Annotated in this window: 19 protein-coding genes; 7 read left to right on the top strand and 12 right to left on the bottom strand. The window is 60.2% G+C overall.

The window, feature by feature from the left end; genetic code table 11:
- Nucleotides 1-7: 7 nt before the first annotated feature.
- From C487_RS12335 to C487_RS12310, 7 genes are all read right to left on the bottom strand, one after another.
- Complete coding sequence (locus C487_RS12335; protein WP_006186106.1) at nt 8-892, bottom strand: glycosyltransferase; 885 nt, start codon at nt 890-892, stop codon at nt 8-10.
- Entirely contained in the window at nt 892-1,800 is a 909-nt protein-coding gene (locus C487_RS19635) for a glycosyltransferase (RefSeq protein ID WP_006186105.1), read from the bottom strand. The genes C487_RS12335 and C487_RS19635 overlap by 1 nt, the downstream gene beginning before the upstream one ends.
- A 45-nt stretch (nt 1,801-1,845) precedes the next feature.
- Nucleotides 1,846-2,976 carry a hypothetical protein gene (locus C487_RS19630; protein ID WP_006186104.1) on the bottom strand — a complete coding sequence of 377 codons (1,131 nt, stop codon included), beginning with the start codon at nt 2,974-2,976 and terminating at the stop codon, nt 1,846-1,848.
- 257 nt (nt 2,977-3,233) lie between these two features.
- Nucleotides 3,234-3,641 carry a hypothetical protein gene (locus tag C487_RS12325; protein ID WP_241431086.1) on the bottom strand — a complete coding sequence of 136 codons (408 nt, stop codon included), beginning with the start codon at nt 3,639-3,641 and terminating at the stop codon, nt 3,234-3,236.
- A gap of 245 nt (nt 3,642-3,886) precedes the next feature.
- Nucleotides 3,887-4,456: a hypothetical protein gene (locus C487_RS12320; RefSeq protein ID WP_241431085.1), complete on the bottom strand. Its 570-nt coding sequence runs from the start codon at nt 4,454-4,456 to the stop codon at nt 3,887-3,889.
- 116 nt (nt 4,457-4,572) lie between these two features.
- Nucleotides 4,573-5,520 carry an alkaline phosphatase family protein gene (locus C487_RS12315; RefSeq protein ID WP_241431084.1) on the bottom strand — a complete coding sequence of 316 codons (948 nt, stop codon included), beginning with the start codon at nt 5,518-5,520 and terminating at the stop codon, nt 4,573-4,575.
- A gap of 74 nt (nt 5,521-5,594) precedes the next feature.
- Entirely contained in the window at nt 5,595-7,022 is a 1,428-nt protein-coding gene (locus C487_RS12310; protein ID WP_049908125.1) for an oligosaccharide flippase family protein, read from the bottom strand.
- Between the two features lie 263 nt (nt 7,023-7,285).
- Here C487_RS12310 and aglF point away from each other — a divergent pair, with 263 nt between their 5' ends.
- The 3 genes from aglF (at nt 7,286) to aglJ (ending at nt 10,521) form a co-directional block, all read left to right on the top strand.
- Nucleotides 7,286-8,020, top strand: a complete 735-nt coding sequence (gene aglF, locus C487_RS12305; protein WP_006186101.1) for a UTP--glucose-1-phosphate uridylyltransferase AglF — start codon at nt 7,286-7,288, stop codon at nt 8,018-8,020.
- A gap of 98 nt (nt 8,021-8,118) precedes the next feature.
- The gene (gene aglM / locus C487_RS12300; RefSeq protein ID WP_006186100.1) at nt 8,119-9,408 is read left to right on the top strand and encodes a UDP-glucose 6-dehydrogenase AglM; all 1,290 of its coding nucleotides are present in this window, start codon (nt 8,119-8,121) and stop codon (nt 9,406-9,408) included.
- A 105-nt stretch (nt 9,409-9,513) separates the two neighbouring features.
- Complete coding sequence (aglJ, locus tag C487_RS12295) at nt 9,514-10,521, top strand: S-layer glycoprotein N-glycosyltransferase AglJ (RefSeq protein WP_006186099.1); 1,008 nt, start codon at nt 9,514-9,516, stop codon at nt 10,519-10,521.
- 70 nt (nt 10,522-10,591) lie between these two features.
- Here aglJ and C487_RS12290 read toward each other — a convergent pair whose 3' ends face one another.
- Entirely contained in the window at nt 10,592-10,921 is a 330-nt protein-coding gene (locus C487_RS12290; RefSeq protein WP_006186098.1) for a DUF5789 family protein, read from the bottom strand.
- A 155-nt stretch (nt 10,922-11,076) separates the two neighbouring features.
- Between C487_RS12290 and C487_RS12285 the strand changes: the two genes are divergently transcribed.
- A complete protein-coding gene (locus C487_RS12285; RefSeq protein ID WP_006186097.1) occupies nt 11,077-11,286 on the top strand; it encodes a ribbon-helix-helix domain-containing protein in 210 nt (69 codons plus the stop codon).
- A gap of 125 nt (nt 11,287-11,411) precedes the next feature.
- On the opposite strand, the gene C487_RS12280 is transcribed toward C487_RS12285, so the two are convergent.
- On the bottom strand, nt 11,412-11,834 hold the full coding sequence (locus tag C487_RS12280; RefSeq protein WP_006186096.1) for an MPN domain-containing protein: 423 nt from the start codon (nt 11,832-11,834) through the stop codon (nt 11,412-11,414).
- Between the two features lie 77 nt (nt 11,835-11,911).
- Nucleotides 11,912-12,595 (bottom strand): hypothetical protein, encoded by a 684-nt coding sequence (locus C487_RS12275; protein ID WP_006186095.1) that lies wholly within the window; start codon nt 12,593-12,595, stop codon nt 11,912-11,914.
- A 156-nt stretch (nt 12,596-12,751) separates the two neighbouring features.
- Here C487_RS12275 and C487_RS12270 point away from each other — a divergent pair, with 156 nt between their 5' ends.
- The gene (locus tag C487_RS12270; protein WP_049908124.1) at nt 12,752-13,438 is read left to right on the top strand and encodes a VOC family protein; all 687 of its coding nucleotides are present in this window, start codon (nt 12,752-12,754) and stop codon (nt 13,436-13,438) included.
- A 93-nt stretch (nt 13,439-13,531) separates the two neighbouring features.
- Nucleotides 13,532-13,987 carry a hypothetical protein gene (locus C487_RS12265; protein WP_006186093.1) on the top strand — a complete coding sequence of 152 codons (456 nt, stop codon included), beginning with the start codon at nt 13,532-13,534 and terminating at the stop codon, nt 13,985-13,987.
- Here C487_RS12265 and C487_RS12260 read toward each other — a convergent pair.
- Complete coding sequence (locus C487_RS12260) at nt 13,984-14,274, bottom strand: DUF5779 family protein (protein ID WP_006186092.1); 291 nt, start codon at nt 14,272-14,274, stop codon at nt 13,984-13,986. The genes C487_RS12265 and C487_RS12260 overlap by 4 nt on opposite strands.
- Nucleotides 14,275-14,375: 101 nt before the next feature.
- A complete protein-coding gene (locus tag C487_RS12255) occupies nt 14,376-14,831 on the bottom strand; it encodes a ferritin-like domain-containing protein (RefSeq protein ID WP_006186091.1) in 456 nt (151 codons plus the stop codon).
- A 517-nt stretch (nt 14,832-15,348) separates the two neighbouring features.
- On the opposite strand from C487_RS12255, the gene C487_RS12250 reads away from it, so the two are divergent.
- A complete protein-coding gene (locus tag C487_RS12250; RefSeq protein WP_241431088.1) occupies nt 15,349-16,554 on the top strand; it encodes a LeuA family protein in 1,206 nt (401 codons plus the stop codon).
- Nucleotides 16,555-16,732 lie beyond the last annotated feature (178 nt).

The raw sequence follows: 16,732 nt of genomic DNA, 5'->3' as shown, positions 1-16,732 counted from the left end.
AGGACTGTTATTGTTCGAGCCGCGGGATAGCACCGGGTTCGTCGCGCCGGTTGCCGGTGACGTACTCTTGGTAGTAGCCCAGTCCGCGGACGCCGGTAAGGAAAGTAGAGAGCACACGGAACGCGAACCGTTCACGCGTCTCCAAATCCGAGTCAGGTGTCTTGATGCCGCTCGGTCGCGGGGGAATGCCCGGCGTACCGTATCGATTGGGATGATATCGCTGGAGTTGGCAGAGCCCGCGACCGACGCGGCGATCTTTTGTGACGAGTTCGGGGATCGTTTTTCGCGTTGGATGGTACATCACGACGTCTTCGGCAAAGTGCATGTCATACCCCGCTTCGTGAACCCGGTTTCCGAACTCCTTGTCACCGCCGGAGACGAGGCGGTGGTCGAAGAGACCAATGTCCTCGATAACGTCACGACGGACAAACAGGCAACACGTCGGGGCGAACTGCTGGTGCTCGAGGTATTGCTGGATGGGAAAACCGGTGTGGTGGTCATACCGGGCTGCAAGCGTCGGTTCATCCGGAAGCATCAGTTCGACAGTACAGCCCATATAGTCACTTTCTCGAGTTTGAAAGGTAGAGAGTGCCGACTCGAGCCAGCCCTCAGAGACAGTCATATCCGCGTCGACGAAGGCGAGGATATCGCTGTCAGTGTTTCGGATGCCAGTGTTGCGAGCGGCATACGAGGATTGAATGTCATTTTCGACGTGATGATAGACGCTGGTTCCGTCGGTATAGTCCCTGATCGTGGATAGCGTTTCGTCAGTCGATCCGTTATCGACGATATGAAGCTCCGACTCCGTACCAGTGACCTGTGGACGTACGGACTCGACCGTCGTCCGGACACCAGCGGGGTCATTATAGACAGGGAGTATTATCGAAACCATCAGTCACTCCGACGTTTGATCGCTGTAGTCTCGTGAACGAACCGGCTTGTCTGTATGAGTTTGAGAAGATACTCGAGTACATACAGTTCGATCAATGACAAAACTGATTCGCCACCCGAGTAGCGCTGTCGAAGACGCCACGGACTCGGCGGGAGATAGTTGATCGGATGCAACGGATGCGGGTAGTTGCCGGCATTCGGATGATAATACCGCATCTGTGCTCGTCCTCGACCGAGTCGTTTGGCTTTCGAAAACAAGGCTTCAAACGAGTCTCGAGCCGGATGATAGGCGGTGACCTCGGCAGCATAGCCCTGATCGAACCCAGCTTGGTAGACCCGCTGGCCGAACTCTTTGTCCCCACCAGAGACTAAGCGATGATCAAATAGGCCAACAGTTTCGAAAACCTCCTGCTGGACTGCAAGCGCACAGGTTGGTGCAAACTGCTTGTGCCTGAGGTAAGATTCGACTGGGAATGACAGGCTTTTTTCATACCGTACTGGTACTGTGTGGTCGCTGTCCGTACTCACTTTGACGTTACATCCGACGTAGTCACAGTCATGGGATCGGAGAGCAAGAACCATGTTCTCGACCCATGTTTCTTCTACCCACATATCTGCATCAAGAAAGAGGAAAACACTCCCTGATCCGGACTCGATTCCGGAGTTCCTCGCAGCATATGACGACTGAAACGTCACTTCCTCACACGGGTGAATAAGGTCCGGATGTTCCGATGCGAACGATGCAATCACATCACTAGTTTCATCCGTCGAATTATTATCGACAGGAAGGATTTCATATCGATCATACCGTTGAGCGATGAGTGAAGTGAGCGTCCGCTGTAGTCCCTCTGGATCATTGTAGACTGGGACAACAACCGATACTTCCGGCAGTTCACGCTCATCATCCATTTTACCACCTATGTCTCCCATCATCGGTCCGTCTCACGCATAATCTCAACATTCTATACGGATATTAGGCAGTTTTGTCAGCTCGGATATTAACGCCATCTGATTGTGTTTGTCCAGTTCGGCAGACTGTAATAGATACGAGTCCCAATTTAAATATCTACACAGATCTCTACTAACCAGTTGAGCTATTTGAGTTGTATCGCTATCTGTAAACGAGTCTACTATCTTTGCCGTTTCGATTCCAGGTAGTATCGATCCATGCTTCGTATTTTCCTTCGAAATGATATTCGCTTTGTTCTCTACTAAAAACGCCAGACTTCGATCAATGGTCCCCGTTCGCCAAAGCGAATGGGACTCGAATGACTGTTTCAACTGAGATAATGCGGACAGATTTACTGTGTGGTAGCCCCTCTCCTTTCTTCTTCGTTCGTCCGAGCGTGAGTAGTAGTGGAAAACGAGTTCGTTGAGCACCATTTCATAGTGTCGTGGTCGTTGAACGACCGTTTTGATCGTATCGGTCGGAGATGGGCGGACATAGTGTTTGATCAGGCCATCTGGGTGTAACCGCATGTTTGTCTCGAGTCGAGTAAGAAATCTAGTGATTCGCTCAGCAACGAGAGTAGACCGGGTTGCGAGTTTAGCACTCCGGGCTGCAAACAGAAGTTGATGATTTAGGGTTCTGTCGGAGGAAAGTATATCTCCGTTGATTTCGACCCGTTCCCATAAGCCGAGTCGATCGTCAAACGGATGAAGCAAAAACACTTCCTCCGCAGTTTCGATCGCGTCCTGTCGATTGAGTAGGTCCCCGGCCTGAATCAGTGCTTCAATCGGCGTTGACTGACCGACCAGTCCATTGCACTTATCTTTTCCAGATGCATTTCGGCAATGAAACGTATAGTCATGAGGTCTGGCCTCGCTTCCGAGGAGGAAGTCTACGGCAGCATTAGCCGCTCGTTTGAATTCGTCATCGCCGGTAATATCATAAACCTTCGAAAGGGTGAGTATCCAGTGGGCTGTGGTCCGTACCGGGGTTTCCGGTTCATCATACGTATAATTTCGACCCGCAGGAAAAGAGCCATCCTGTTGTTGGAAGTCAAGTGCCGACCGTGCACTTCGTTCTAAGATCGCATGAAGCGTGGGTAACTCGTCTTCAGAATGTGTTCCAAACTCGGACATCTCGTGATCTGACGAACTTGTGTCTGACGCATAAATTTGCCGGAGTCAGCACGTCTATCGTAGCCACTGAAACGATTTACACGCTGATCGCGGTGCCGTCCTGAGGGCAGGTGTGAAGTGACGGTCACCGGCTCCTCTCGTTTCGTATCTCCCCAAGCGGCGTCTCTCCAGTGAGTACTTGATGCGAGCGCTGGTATGCCAGTGGACGAATTGTTCAAGCCACTCGCAGAAGGTCAATCGAGTATCGGGGCCCGGTCTCACACGTAGCCGAGATCGCGAAGGTGGTCTTCAATATTCGTTTTCTCGCGTTGGCTCTCTGCGTGCATTCCGCTCGGCGAAAACGTTTCCTCGTCAGTCGCTGTTGACGATATCCACGGAACTTTCTTGATCGTTGGGAGTATCATGCCCTCTGGATGGCCGTAAATTGAGTATTCTCCGAACGCGTTCCCGTGGTCAGCCGTAATGACCACGTTCTCGGCATCGATGTTCTCGAGGAGTACTTCCACGTCGTCGAGTACGAATCGAAGTGTCTCTTCGTAGAGTTCCCACACCTCATCGCGCGTCACATCGTCCGATTCAAGCAGTTTCCAGCCACCCGCTTCTACATCGGTCAACGACCGGTCCTCCTCAATTGCGTCCGCAATATAGGGGATATGTGGTTGCATGTAGTGGGCGATCAGTCTGTCGTAGTCGGACTCGCGGGCAACTTCGACCGTGCGATCGGTAATCGCACGCGGCGGAACGCCGAATTCGTCTTGATGTGCGGTTTCCCACAACGCATGTGTTTACCCCCATAGAGTTCCTGGCTGAGCCACTGAGACGGCTGAAAACAGCACCCTCTATTTGATTTATATATCTCTCNCGGCGGTCGAATTTTACGGATTTCTAATTGAATTCCCCGATTTTGAACCTACTGTCCTCCTGCGATTTCTGGGGGTAAACACATACCCCACAACATATCAAGTTGGCCGAAATCATCGATATCGACGGTTCGCCAGTCCGGCCAGCAGACGGGAACGGTTTCGTCCGGTGGGTAGTTGCCGCTGACAAACGTTTCGTGAGTATGACCGTTCCCGCTTACATACGCCGTGTTTTCGATTTCATCGCTATAGTCCTCGGAGAACGTCTGTGCGAGCCACTCGTGGGAATGGCTGCCAACTGACCACCGCGAATCAAACGTCTCGACGAAGTCGTACTCGGACGCGACCGTCTCGAGTACGTCTACGCGACACGCATCGAGAATCACCAACAAATCCCAGTCCTCGTCGTAGATATGCGTTCCAATCGGCCACCGCGACGTTCCCGTATACCAGAGACCGAGATACGTGGTAAACGCTGCATGCATCAGACCGCGTATAGGGTCCGACGAAAGTTGGTCGCGATGTTCCGCGAGCCATTCCGTTGGCGAACCTGCCATTTCTTGTTGAGGTGTGTTTGGACAGACGATCAAAATGATGCCGATTCCGGACACCAGTTGCACAGCACAACAGCGTCGATCATATACCGTTCATTCGTGTGAGTATCCGTCTTCTACACGGTTCTCCGGGACCGAACGTGATGGGGGTCACCGTCCGTTTGCTATCGACTGGTTGGCGATCATCGATATCCCAGATCGCGGAGGTGGTCCTCGATATCCACGTTGACACTGCGGCCCTCCTCTAACTCAGTTTCTCGTGTTCCGAGATCCCGTGCAGACGTTTCCACCCATGGAACTTTCTTCACGATGGGATGTGGAAAGCCTTCAGGATGACCGTAGGCGTGCATTTCACCGAACGCTTCCCCATGATCTGCTGTGATAGCGACGCGTTCGGCGTCCATGTTCTCTAAAAGGACCGCCACTTCGTCAAGTACCAGACGGAGCGTCTCTTTGTACAGCTCGGAGACGGTTTCCCTCTCACACTCTCCGGATTCGAGTGTCTCGTAGCCGTCGATCTCTACGTCGGTCGGGTCTCGTCCCTCTCGATATGCTTGCCCGATATACGGGAGGTGGGGTTGCATGTAGTGGAGTATCAGCCGCTCGGGGTCGTCGGTCCGGCCGGCTGCGATCGCATGGTCTGTCATTACGTCTGGAAGGGTGACGCGATACGTTTCGTCTAACTGGTCTTCCCAGACCATGTCGAGGGCTTCGAAGGCATCGGCATCCACGGAGTTCCACTTCGAGAAATCGATTACGGGCGTATTGTTCATCGGCGGCGTCATTCCCTGCTCGAGTACACGGCTAGCGTGTGGATTCCCGGTTATGTACTGGGTCCGTTCTACGTCCGTTCGACGGCCCTCGGTGAACGTCTGTGCGAGCCACTCGGCGGAATGACTTCCGATAGACCACATCTCGTCGATGTCGTTGATGAACTCGTACTCGTCTGCGACTTCCCGAAGCGTGTCGACTCGACACGCATCGAGCACGATCAGGACATCCCACTGCCGGTCGTAGACGTTCGTACCGAGGGGCAGACGGGAAGTTATCCCAAACCACAGCATCAAATACCACGTGTAAACGGCGTAAAGAGGAGCACGGGCGGGGTTTTCGCGGACGTGATTCCACATCTCCGCGAACCAAGCCCGAACATTCGTCTGCATATATGCTCCGTAGGATGACCGGCCTGCATGAAATAACCGGTCTACTCCGATGGGAAAACCGGCAGTTCGAACGGGAGATTCTCGTGTACAGTCGTTCGGAACTCTCGAGAGAGCCCGTAGAGAACCGAGAAATAGACTGCGGCACCGATGCCGACGAGGCCGATAACGATCAGCAGAGTCTCACCGACAAGAACGCGACCGACGAGCACGACGGCAGCCATGACACTGGCAGCGAAACACTGTTTGGCAATTTCGTTAAGCGGAACGGTGACATCGATAACCTGGCTGGCGAACCGGTATCCGAGAACGAGTCCTAGTCCCGCGGAGACGGTGGTCGCCGTCGCCGCCCCGTACCAGCCGAACTGCCAAGTAAGGGTGACGTTCAGTATGGCATTGACCCCGACGAAGATGCCGTTGATATATAATGTGAGATCCGGTCTGTTGATGGCGTCGATGGTATTCAGGAACTGGTCCATGTATCCGTACAGGAGGCGTGCGAACGTGAGCACGAGGAGAACGTAGTAACCGGCTTCGAACCCCGATCCGTAGATCGTCAACACGATATCGCCGACGAGCGCGCTTCCCACCAGCCCCGGAATGATGAACAACCCAGAGTATGCAAGACTAACTCGCAACAGTCCGGCGACCTCCGCGTTGGAGTCGGATTCTGCGGAAATCTTGCTCATTTCCGGAAAGAGCGTCTGCGAGATCGACGCGCCGAAGATAGCAAATAGCGACGCAAGGTTCCATGCAATCTCGTAGATGGCGATGAGACCGTTCGAAACGAATACCGCGAGAATGAGTGTGTCCATGGACATGAACGTCCGCCCCTTGATCGAACCCAACCACGAAAACTGTGCGTACGACTTGAGCCGATCGAAGTCCCGTCGAGACGGCATCGTCGAAGGAACAGTCACGAAGTACAGTCCGATGCCGATCGCAACGATTGCCCCGATGATGTAGCCGGCAAACGCGCCGACGATTCCGAGTCCGGAGAGGACGAGCACAACCTGAACGATGCTACGGCTCGTCCACTCAACCGGTGACAGGACGCTGGAGACGTGAACGAGGTGTTGCCCGTCAAGGACTGACTGGACGAAGATCAGCCCCAACTGAGTGGCTAATATCGCAATCAGAACCCACGTTGCCTCGAGTCCCATGAACTCGTTCAGGTATGGACGCGCAACCAAGAGACAAGCTACCACGATGGCGTACAGACCTAATTGAGCGAGCGCGCCGGAAACGACGTAGTTGCCATCGTTCGGTTCACTTACTCGCTTTCGGATCGCCTGCGGTAGCCCGAGCTTGCCAACCATCGCAACCCATGCTAGGACCGACAGAACGACAACGTACGTTCCATACCGATCCTGTCCGAGAGTACGCGTGAGAACGATCGTGGCAACGAAACCCGAGAACGACATCACCAGCCGTGACAGAAAATTCACTATCGAAGTGTGGCCGTATCTCATTGCGTGTCACTTACGGGCTGCAGTAGCTCCGAGTTACGACTGTCGACCTATCAATACCATGTTTTCGACCGCTATCGGCGATCTATTGAGGACTTTCCGATTTCGGTCGATAGAGACTTCATCGGCCGACCGTTCGCCCTCGAGCGGTCCTGTGTTCGTACGCGTTTCGATCGCTCGGATGGGACCGAGATACCAGCGCGATCGATGGGCGAGTATCAGTAATCCCCGAAGACATATACTGTTCAAGTGTAATCGGTTGGCACATGCAAGCAGTCGTGTTAGCCGCCGGGAAGGGAACCCGCCTCCGGCCGCTCACCGAGGACAAGCCGAAGGTCCTCGTCGAAGTCGACGGCAAGCCGCTCATCGAGGACGTCATGGACAACCTCATCGAGGTCGGCGCAACTGAGTTCGTCCTCGTCGTGGGTTACATGAAAGAGAAGATCATCGAGCGCTACGGCGACGAGTACGAAGGCGTTCCGATCACGTACGCTCACCAGCGCGAACAGAACGGCCTCGCCCACGCCATCCTCCAGGCCGAACCGCACGTCGACGACGACTTCATGCTGATGCTCGGTGACAACGTCTTCCGGGCGAACCTCGGCGACGTGATCAACCGCCAGCGGGAAGAACGAGCCGACGCCGCGTTCCTGGTCGAGGAGGTCCCCTACGAGGAGGCCTCGAGATACGGCGTGCTCGACACCAACGAGTACGGGGAGATCGTCGAGGTAATGGAGAAACCGGAGGACCCGCCGTCGAACCTCGTCATGACGGGCTTCTACACGTTCACGCCCGAGATCTTCCACGCGTGTCATCTCGTCCAACCCTCGGACCGCGGGGAGTACGAACTGCCGGACGCGATCGACTTGCTCATCCAGTCCGGCCGGACCATCGACGCCATCCGGATGGACGGCTGGCGTATCGATGTCGGCTACCCCGACGACCGGGACCGTGCCGACGAACGGATCACGGAGCAGGAAGCCGAACCGATCGGGCAGTAAGCCCCGTCTCCCGCTCGAGCGACGGGTTCGTCCTCGCGTCGAGCACCGACTCGGGACGACCCAAAAGCGACTAATCACCGCCCGTCCTCTCACGCCACATGAACGTCTCCATCATCGGGAGCGGCTACGTCGGTACCACCGTCGCCGCCTGTCTCGCGGATCTCGGTCACGACGTCGTCAACGTCGAGATCGACGAGGGGATCGTCGAGACGATAAACGCCGGCGAGGCCCCGATCCACGAGTCGGGACTCGCGGAACGGATCGCGGAACACGCGGGAACGACGCTCCGCGCGACGACGGAGTACGACGCGGTTCGCGAGACGGAGGTCACGTTCCTCTGTCTGCCCACGCCGCAGACGGCCGACGGCAGTCTCGACCTCGCGATCATGGAGGCCGGCGCGGAGTCGCTCGGTCGCGCACTCGCCGCGACGGACGACGATCACCTCGTCGTCGTCAAGAGCACGGTTCTCCCCGGGACGACCGAAGACATCGTCGGGCCCGTCCTCGAGCGGGAGTCCGGAACCGAGATCGGCGACGGGATCACGCTCGCGATGAATCCCGAGTTCCTCCGGATGGGAACGGCGGTTCGGGACTTCCTCGAGCCGGACAAGGTCGTCTTCGGCACGGCCGACGACGAGGCCGCCGCGACGCTGCGAGAGCTCTACGCGCCGATCCTCGAGCGAACCGAGACGGACCTCGTCGAGACCGATATCCGCGAGGCCGAACTCATCAAGTACGCGAACAACGCCTTCCTCGCGTCGAAGGTCTCGCTGGTCAACGAACTGGGAAACATCGCCAGGGAGTACGGCGCGGACGCCTACGAGGTGCTCGAAGCGGTCGGGCTCGACGAGCGGATCTCGGAGCGATTCATGCGGTCGGGACTGGGCTGGGGCGGCTCCTGTTTCCCCAAGGACGTCAACGCCCTGCGGGCCGGCGCTCGCGAGCAGGGGTATGACCCCGAACTTCTCGATGCGGTCGTCGCGGTCAACGACGAGCAACCGCGACGGCTCGTCGGGTTGCTCGCGGACCACGTCTCCCTGTCGGGGGCTCGAATCGCGGTGCTGGGGCTGTCGTTCAAGCCCGGTACCGACGACGTCCGCAAGTCCCGTGCGCTCGACGTGATCGCGGAGTTGACCGAGCGCGGTGCGGACGTCGTCGCGTACGACCCCGTGGCGATCGAGAACGTTCGGCCCGACTACCCCGACATCGAGTACGCCGACACGGCCGAGCGTGCACTCGCGGGCGTAGACGGTGCCGTCATCGCGACCGATTGGCCGGAGTTCGACGACCTCTCGTTCGACGGAATGGCCCGCACGGTCGTCGTCGACGGGCGTCGGATCGATGTCGACGAGGACGCTCTCGACGTGTATGAAGGGCTGACGTGGTAACCCGCTTCGGGGCCACCCCCCGCGAATTCGGCTCGTACTGCCCCTAAAAACCCGACAGTGGGCAATCAGTAACCTTTTGCAGTTCGATAGGGGAATTACTCCCCGATGGAAGACGACGCGGTCGACACGGGCGTGAGCGTCAGCTCGAACGGCGGCGAGACGGTTGCCGCCACGGAGGTGGCGACCGAGATCTCACCCGAGGAGGTCTGCGTTCTCATTCCGACGCTCAACGAGGCCGCCACGATCGCGGACGTGATCGAGGGCTTCTACGATCAGGGGTACACGAACGTCGTCGTCGTCGACGGCGACTCGAGCGACGGCACCCGTGAGATCGCCCGCGAGCACGGTGCGGAGGTGGTGGTCCAGTCCGGCGACGGAAAGGGCCAGGCCGTCCGCGAGGCCCTCGAGTACATCACCGTCCCGTACGTGGTGATGCTCGACGGCGACGGCACGTACGATCCGGCCGACGCCGACACGATGCTCGAGCCACTCGCACGGGGCTACGAACACGTTATCGGGAACCGATTCGCCGATATGGACGACGACGCGATGCGGGCGCTAAACGGCGTCGGGAATCGGCTGATAAATCGCGCGTTCGGGTTCGTCCACGGGGCTAACTACGAGGATATTCTCTCGGGCTATCGGGCGTTTACCGTCGACTCGTTCAGGCGACTCTCGCTCGATTCGGACGGGTTCACGATCGAAACCGAACTCGCCGTCGAGTGTGTCAAACACGGCGTCGAGACGACGGTCGTGCCGATCAGTTACAGCGCCCGCCCGGACGAGTCGGAGACCAACCTGCACCCGGTCAAAGACGGCGGGACGATCCTCCTGGCGCTGTACTCGCTGGCGAAGACCAACAACCCCCTGTTCTACTTCGGGAGCCTCGGGATGGCCGGGATCGTCTCCGGCGGCTTCATCGCGGTCTACGTCCTCTGGGAGTGGCTCCGCTACCAGCAGGGCCACGAGATCATGGCGCTCGTCTCGGCCGCCGCGATTCTGCTGGGCGTCCAACTGCTCATGTTCGGCGTCCTCTCGGACATGCTCGTGACCTTACATCGCGAACAACGCCGACGCCTCGAGCGAATCGCTCGCAACGAGCGCGACGAGTGAGTGCGCGGGCGCTCGGAAACGCAGAAACGTGACGACGGCGTCCCGACCGAGCGGGCGCGCGAACTCGTCCTCAGAACGGGAGCAGGGAGCGGACCTGCGCGACGACGCCGCCCGAGTTGTTCCGGCGGTACGCCTCGAACGGTTTGTGGAGTTGGTTCAACAGTTCCTGCCGGGAGTCGAACTCCGCCGTCGGTACTTCGGCGAGCATCTCGCTCAACGGCACGTCGTTCCCGTGTACGTCGTAGGGGATGCGCTCGTGGCCGAGTTCGGCCTCGATGTCGTCTTTCGTGGCCGGAAAGGACAGGTCGGCATCCCTGAGATGAGCGTCGACGGCAGCGATGCCGAACTCGATACTGTCGGGTTCCTCGTTGTCTCCGCTCGATGGTGGCCGAACTCCCATGCCTGTACGTCTCGCTACGGAGCCGACTATAAAAATGGCTTGGACGCGACCGGCGAGGGACGGCGGTCGCCGTAGTCGGCACCGACCCGTCCGACTGTCGAGCGTCGTCGCCACCCTGTCGACACTCCTTTGGGCACCGCGCCGGAGTATGGGATATGACCGAGTACACCACAGTGTCGATCCCGAAGGACCTCGCGGATCGGGTCGAGGAGACCATCGAGGGGACGAGCTTTCAGAGCACGAGCGATCTCGTCCGGTTCCTGTTGCGCAGCATCGTCATCCAGCACCAGAAAGAAGGCGAACTCACCGAAGCGGAGTTCGAAGAGATCACCGAGCAACTCCGCGGACTGGGCTATCTCGAGTAGGCGCTCTCGTGACGGGGTCAGATAGTAGCAACTGAACGTCACTGCACACCTGATCGCAGGACGGTGTTGCGATCAGTATGTCAATCGTTTCAGCTGCTACGATAGCTCGAGGACGCGGCGTCGTTTCAGTCGGTCAGCGACTGTCCCGGCGGCGAGGCGTCGATGATCTCGAGGGGCTGGCGCTCGCCGCTGCGGTCGAACGCGCCGAACGACCGGTCGTCGACGTCCCAGGGTGGCACGGCCACGAAGATGACCTCCGCGAGATCGTCCCGCCGCGTCACCTCGAGTTCGCCGACGGGGTGCGAGACGAACCGTCCCTGTGCCTGCCGGGCGGGCGTCGAGAGATCGACCCCGAAAACGGCGTTGACCGGGTTGCCGGGGTCGGGGAGGAAGAAATCGGTGAAGACCGGCGTGTCGGGTGGCAGCCCGTCTGCACCGTCGAGTTCGCTCGCGGGGATCACCGAGACGCCGGTCGTCACGTCGTCGGGATCGGCGTCGCTGGCGAGCGCCAGCAGGATATCGACGAGCCCGCGGGTTACGTAGACCACGGGTGTGCTATGAGTGGCCGGTAGTTAGATGTATGCCCATTGGCGGCGGCTCGGGACGAGCGACCGACACCGGGACCTCAGATCGGAAGCATCTCCCACGCCGTTTTCGCGTACAACTGGGGCGCTCGCTTGCGGGATCGGGAGAGCGCCGCCTCGAGAACGCGCGCAGCGTCGTCCATGACGCCGGCACCGTGGCCGACGAGCACGCGTTCGGGTGCGACGCCGCGGAGGGCCCTCCGAGGGGGGGTCAGTCGCAACATCGGATGGACGCCGAGTTGCTCGTCGCCGGTCAGGAAGTAGTCGACCGCTCCGACGGATTCGGGAACGACGAACGTCCCGTCGGCGGGGTTATAGAGGGCGACCTCCTGCCAGAAGCGGCTGTCGATCACCGGGATCGCACGGATACCGGTATCGGAGAGTTCGTCGTCGAACCGGGCGACGGCGGCGTCGATCTCGTCGGTGACGCCCTCGAAGAAGTCGGGGAGATAGACGGGGACGTTGTGGCGGTTCGCGATCGCGGCGGCGTCGCGTTTGTGCCGGTCGAGTCCGACCACGACGCCGGCTACGTCGCCGAACTCGGCGACGAGTTCGTCGATCCCCTCGGCGTCGACGGGGTCGACGAGCCAGACCTCGCCGTCCACCGCGAGCGCGTGGCTGGCCCGTTGCATCCGTTCGTCGGGATGGGCGATCCAGCCGACGCCGCCGTCGAAGCGGTCGATCTCGCGAAAGTCGGTCGCACGCTCGTCGGCACGAAAGCTCATGTCGACGGGTACGGTCGCTCAGTGCATAAACGTGGGTAAACGGTACGTCATGCAGTCGCCGTTGTCGACTCGGAGCGGTGCCTCGATGATCGCTCGCGGCTCGGTGCAGTCGCGTCGGGCGACGCTTCTATGCACGCCCACCGCGTACAGCCGCCCATGTTATCCGGGCTGGACTGGCTGGCGCTCGAGGCGAAGGACCTCGAGTCGGCACGGGAGTTCTACGCGGAGCGGCTTGGACTGGCCATCCGCGAGCAGCGACCGGACGAACTCGTCTTCGCGGCGGGAGAAACCGACCTCGTGTGTCGTCGCCCCGATGCGCTCCCGCGGGGCGGGTTGCACACTCACTACGCGTTCTCGATTCCCGACGGCGAGTACGACGACTGGTGGGCTCGGCTGGCCGCGGCGTACGATCTCGAGGAGGCCCAGTTCGGCTCCGCACGGTCGCTGTACCTGTACGATCCCGACGGGAACTGCGTCGAACTCGGCCAGCGGGACGTGACTGGCCCGGGCATCGACGGGATCTTCGAAGTCGTTCTCGAGGTCGAGCGCCTCGAGCGTGCGCGGGAGTTCTACGAGGACCTGGGCTTCGAGGCGGTCGACGCGGGCGACGACCGCAAGCGCGTGCGATTGCGCGGGCCGATGGCGCTGGAACTCTGGGAACCGCACCTCGGGATCGCCGATGCCCGCGGCGGCGTCCACGTCGATCTCGGATTCGAAACCGCCGCTCCCGAAGCGGCACTCGACTCGGTGGCCGATCGCGTTCGCTCGCTCGAGCGAGCGAGCGACGACGCGGTCGTCGTGCGCGATCCCGACGGTCATTTCCTGACGTTCACGTCGGCGTGAGCGGCCGGCAACGGCGCGACCGGGTCCCGGTGCGACTTCACGCTCTGAAACTCCCGAGTGAGGACTTTACAGTCTCACCCCCTCGTGGCAACCATGTCGGTGCCCGCTCGCGGCGTGGCTGTCGTGTCCGGCAGTCTCGTCGCCGTGCTCACTGCGCCCACCGGGATCGGAGCCGCCCTTGGTGGCTGGATCGCTGCCAGTCGGACGGATGGCCCGAACGCGGGAGCGGTCGCGGGTGGGACGGTCGGCGCGCTCGCCGCGATCCCGTGGATGACCCTGGTGTACCTGGCAAGTACCGGGATGGTCGGCCGAATCGGCTATCGCAGCGAGTGGCTACGGATCGGCCTCACTCCGGCCGCGCCCGAAACGCTCGGTCCGACTCAGGAGGTCGCGCTTACCGTTCTCGTCGGGTTCGGAATCGTTACCGCCGCCGTTTCGGGCGGGTTCGTCGCCGGTCGATCGACCGACGGCTCCGACGGGGGTCGGCGGGACCCGATGCGAGCCGACTCGGAACTGTCTCGGACCGGCGACCGGTCGGATCGCGATTAGAGCCGCTCCGTACTCACGTCGACGCCCGGCGGCGTGACGATCAGAAAGCCACGGAAGTGGACGAGTTCGCCGCCCGATTCCTTGATGTCCCGTGCGAACCCGGCAGCCAACTCGTTGACATCGCCGTCGACGTTCAGGATGAGAACGTTGCCGTTCGAAATCGTCTCGAGCCATTCGTCGGCCGGCGTCTCCCCGTCGAGGACGCCGAGGACGAGGCTGCCCTCGAGATCGAGTTCGTCGTCGATGTGTTCCTCGACGGCCCGAAGATCGAGGTCGAAATCGCTCATACGGGGTGGGTCGAACCGGGGCGAGAAAAACGTTCGCCTCCACCCGTTTGTGCTGGCTCACTCGCGTCGCTCGGTCGGGGTGGCTATCAAGTGCGGACCGATCAGTCCATGGGGAACTCCTTCTGGAAGCCGCGGAACTCGGTGCGGTGGGCCTCCTCGTCGGCCAGGATCGTCACCGCCACGTCCTCCGTGACGGGGTCGTTCGCCTCGGTCGCGGCCTCGATCAGCGACCGGTAGGTCTCGATGGCGGACTCCTCGGCCGCAAGGACGCCCTCGATGACCGACTGCACGTCGGTCGTATCCGCGGGCGGCTGGAGGCTGTGTTGGTCGGCTGCGAACGATTCCGAACCGGGCGGCGACTCGTCGAGTTGTTTCAGCCGGTCGCCGAGCAGCCGTGCGTGGTCGAGTTCCTCCCGAATGTCCTCCTCTAAGCTCGTCTTGACCTCCTCGGCGTGGATGCCGTCGAGGACGATCGCGTTGGTCTGGTAGTTCATCACGGTCTCGAACTCGTCGATGTACGCCCCCGTCAGCAGGTCGGTGATCTCGTCGGTCGTCATGGACGCCGTCCTACCACGACCAGTTATAAAACACTCACACGCGGGCCGGTTCGTCCGCCCCGCCGACGGAGGGCGTTTACGGGTTCTGTCGTCACTCGAGGTGACGGGACCACTACCGTTCGTTCCGGTGCGGATCGGATCGATACCAGTGGCTGGACGAATGACCAGTTATATGGCCTACAACTCACGGAGAGGTCCATTCATCAAGCTGGGGTGGGGGTGAGGATGACCGAACGTCTATCGACGGCCGCGCGCCAGCGCTTTCGGGTGCCGGTCGCGGCGGAGCGGAGTATAATTCGCGGTGAATCCGTGGGAATCGAGCCGAACGGCGGAGTCCATCTAAACAGTACTAGGAGATACGGTCAGATAATAGGCCGACGCAGTCGTGCGGTTTTGAAACCATCACGGTTGATTATGCGTTATCCGCCCGCCGAGCATCGTTGGTCGCAGCGGTAGTTTTATATACATCGTCGCACCTCGGGTTGAGACACAATGTCTTCACAAGACAGCCCATCCTCTGATACCAATCAGGGGGGTCGAGTTCTTCCAGGGCACGTTAGATTCAACTGACGAAATAGAGTCAGCACGTGTCTTCGATACGACCCTCCGGGACGGCGAACAGTCGCCCGGCACTTCGTTCTCATACGACGATAAACGGCAGATCGCGTCCGTTCTGGACGAGATGGGGACCCACGTCATCGAGGCCGGGTTTCCCGTCAACTCCGACGCGGAGTTCGAAGCCGTTCGTGATATCGCTTCGGCAACGAGTTCGACGACCTGCGGGTTAGCCCGCGTCGTCGACGGTGACATCGAAGCGGCACTCGATTCCGGCGTCGAGATGGTACACACGTTCGTCAGCACCAGCGACGTCCAGATCGAGGATTCGATGCACGCCACCCGGGAGGAAGTCGTACAGCGCGCAGTCGAGTCGGTCGAACGCATCACCGAGGCGGGCGCAACCTGTATGTTCTCGCCGATGGATGCGACTCGAACCGACGAGGAGTACCTGCTCGAGGTGATCGAAGCGGTCACCGAGGCGGGTACCGACTGGATCAACGTTCCCGACACCTGCGGCGTCGCCACGCCGGGACGGTTCCGGGCCATGATCGAAAAGATCTGTGCCCACACCGACGCGCGGGTCGACGTTCACGCCCACGACGACTTCGGGCTGGCCACCGCAAACGCCCTGGCCGGCATCGAAGCGGGCGCGGCGCAGGCGCAGGTCTCGGTCAACTCGATCGGCGAGCGGGCCGGCAACGCCGCCTACGAGGAGTACGTGATGGCCGTCGAGTCGCTCTACCAGTGTGATACCGGGATCGACACGACGCGCATCGCCGAACTCTCGGAGATCGTCGAGGAGAAAAGCGGCATGGATACGCCCGGCAACAAGCCGGTCGTCGGCGATAACGCCTTCTCCCACGAGAGCGGCATCCACGCCGCTGGCGTCATCGAAAACTCCGATACGTTCGAACCCGGCGTCATGACCCCCGAGATGGTCGGTGCCGAGCGCCGACTGGTCATGGGGAAACACACGGGGACCCACTCGGTCCGCGAACGACTCGTCGAGCGCGGCTTCGAGCCCACCGACGACCAGGTCCGAGCGGTCACTCGTCGCGTCAAGGATTACGGGGCCGAGAAGCGCCGCGTCACCGTCGACGACCTCGAGCGCTTCGCCGAGGAGGCTGGCATCGACCGTCAGTCCCAGGAGGAGGTGCGCGTCTGAGCGATGTCCCCCCCGTTTGCCACCGTCCACGAGCCCTGGCTCTCGCGTTCGAGCGATCGGTGCCGGGAGACTCGTAAGGGTTATATCCCTCGAGGAAGCTACGTAGACAGTAATGACGGTCCGCGCTTCCCTGTCGGCGTCCGCCCACGCGGTCGACAGCAGCGCGTTCGCCCCGATT

Origin of the sequence: Natrinema pallidum DSM 3751 (assembly GCF_000337615.1) — an archaeon.
GTDB classification, from domain to species: Archaea; Halobacteriota; Halobacteria; order Halobacteriales; family Natrialbaceae; genus Natrinema; species Natrinema pallidum.
This window is presented reverse-complemented; position numbering and strand designations above follow the sequence as displayed.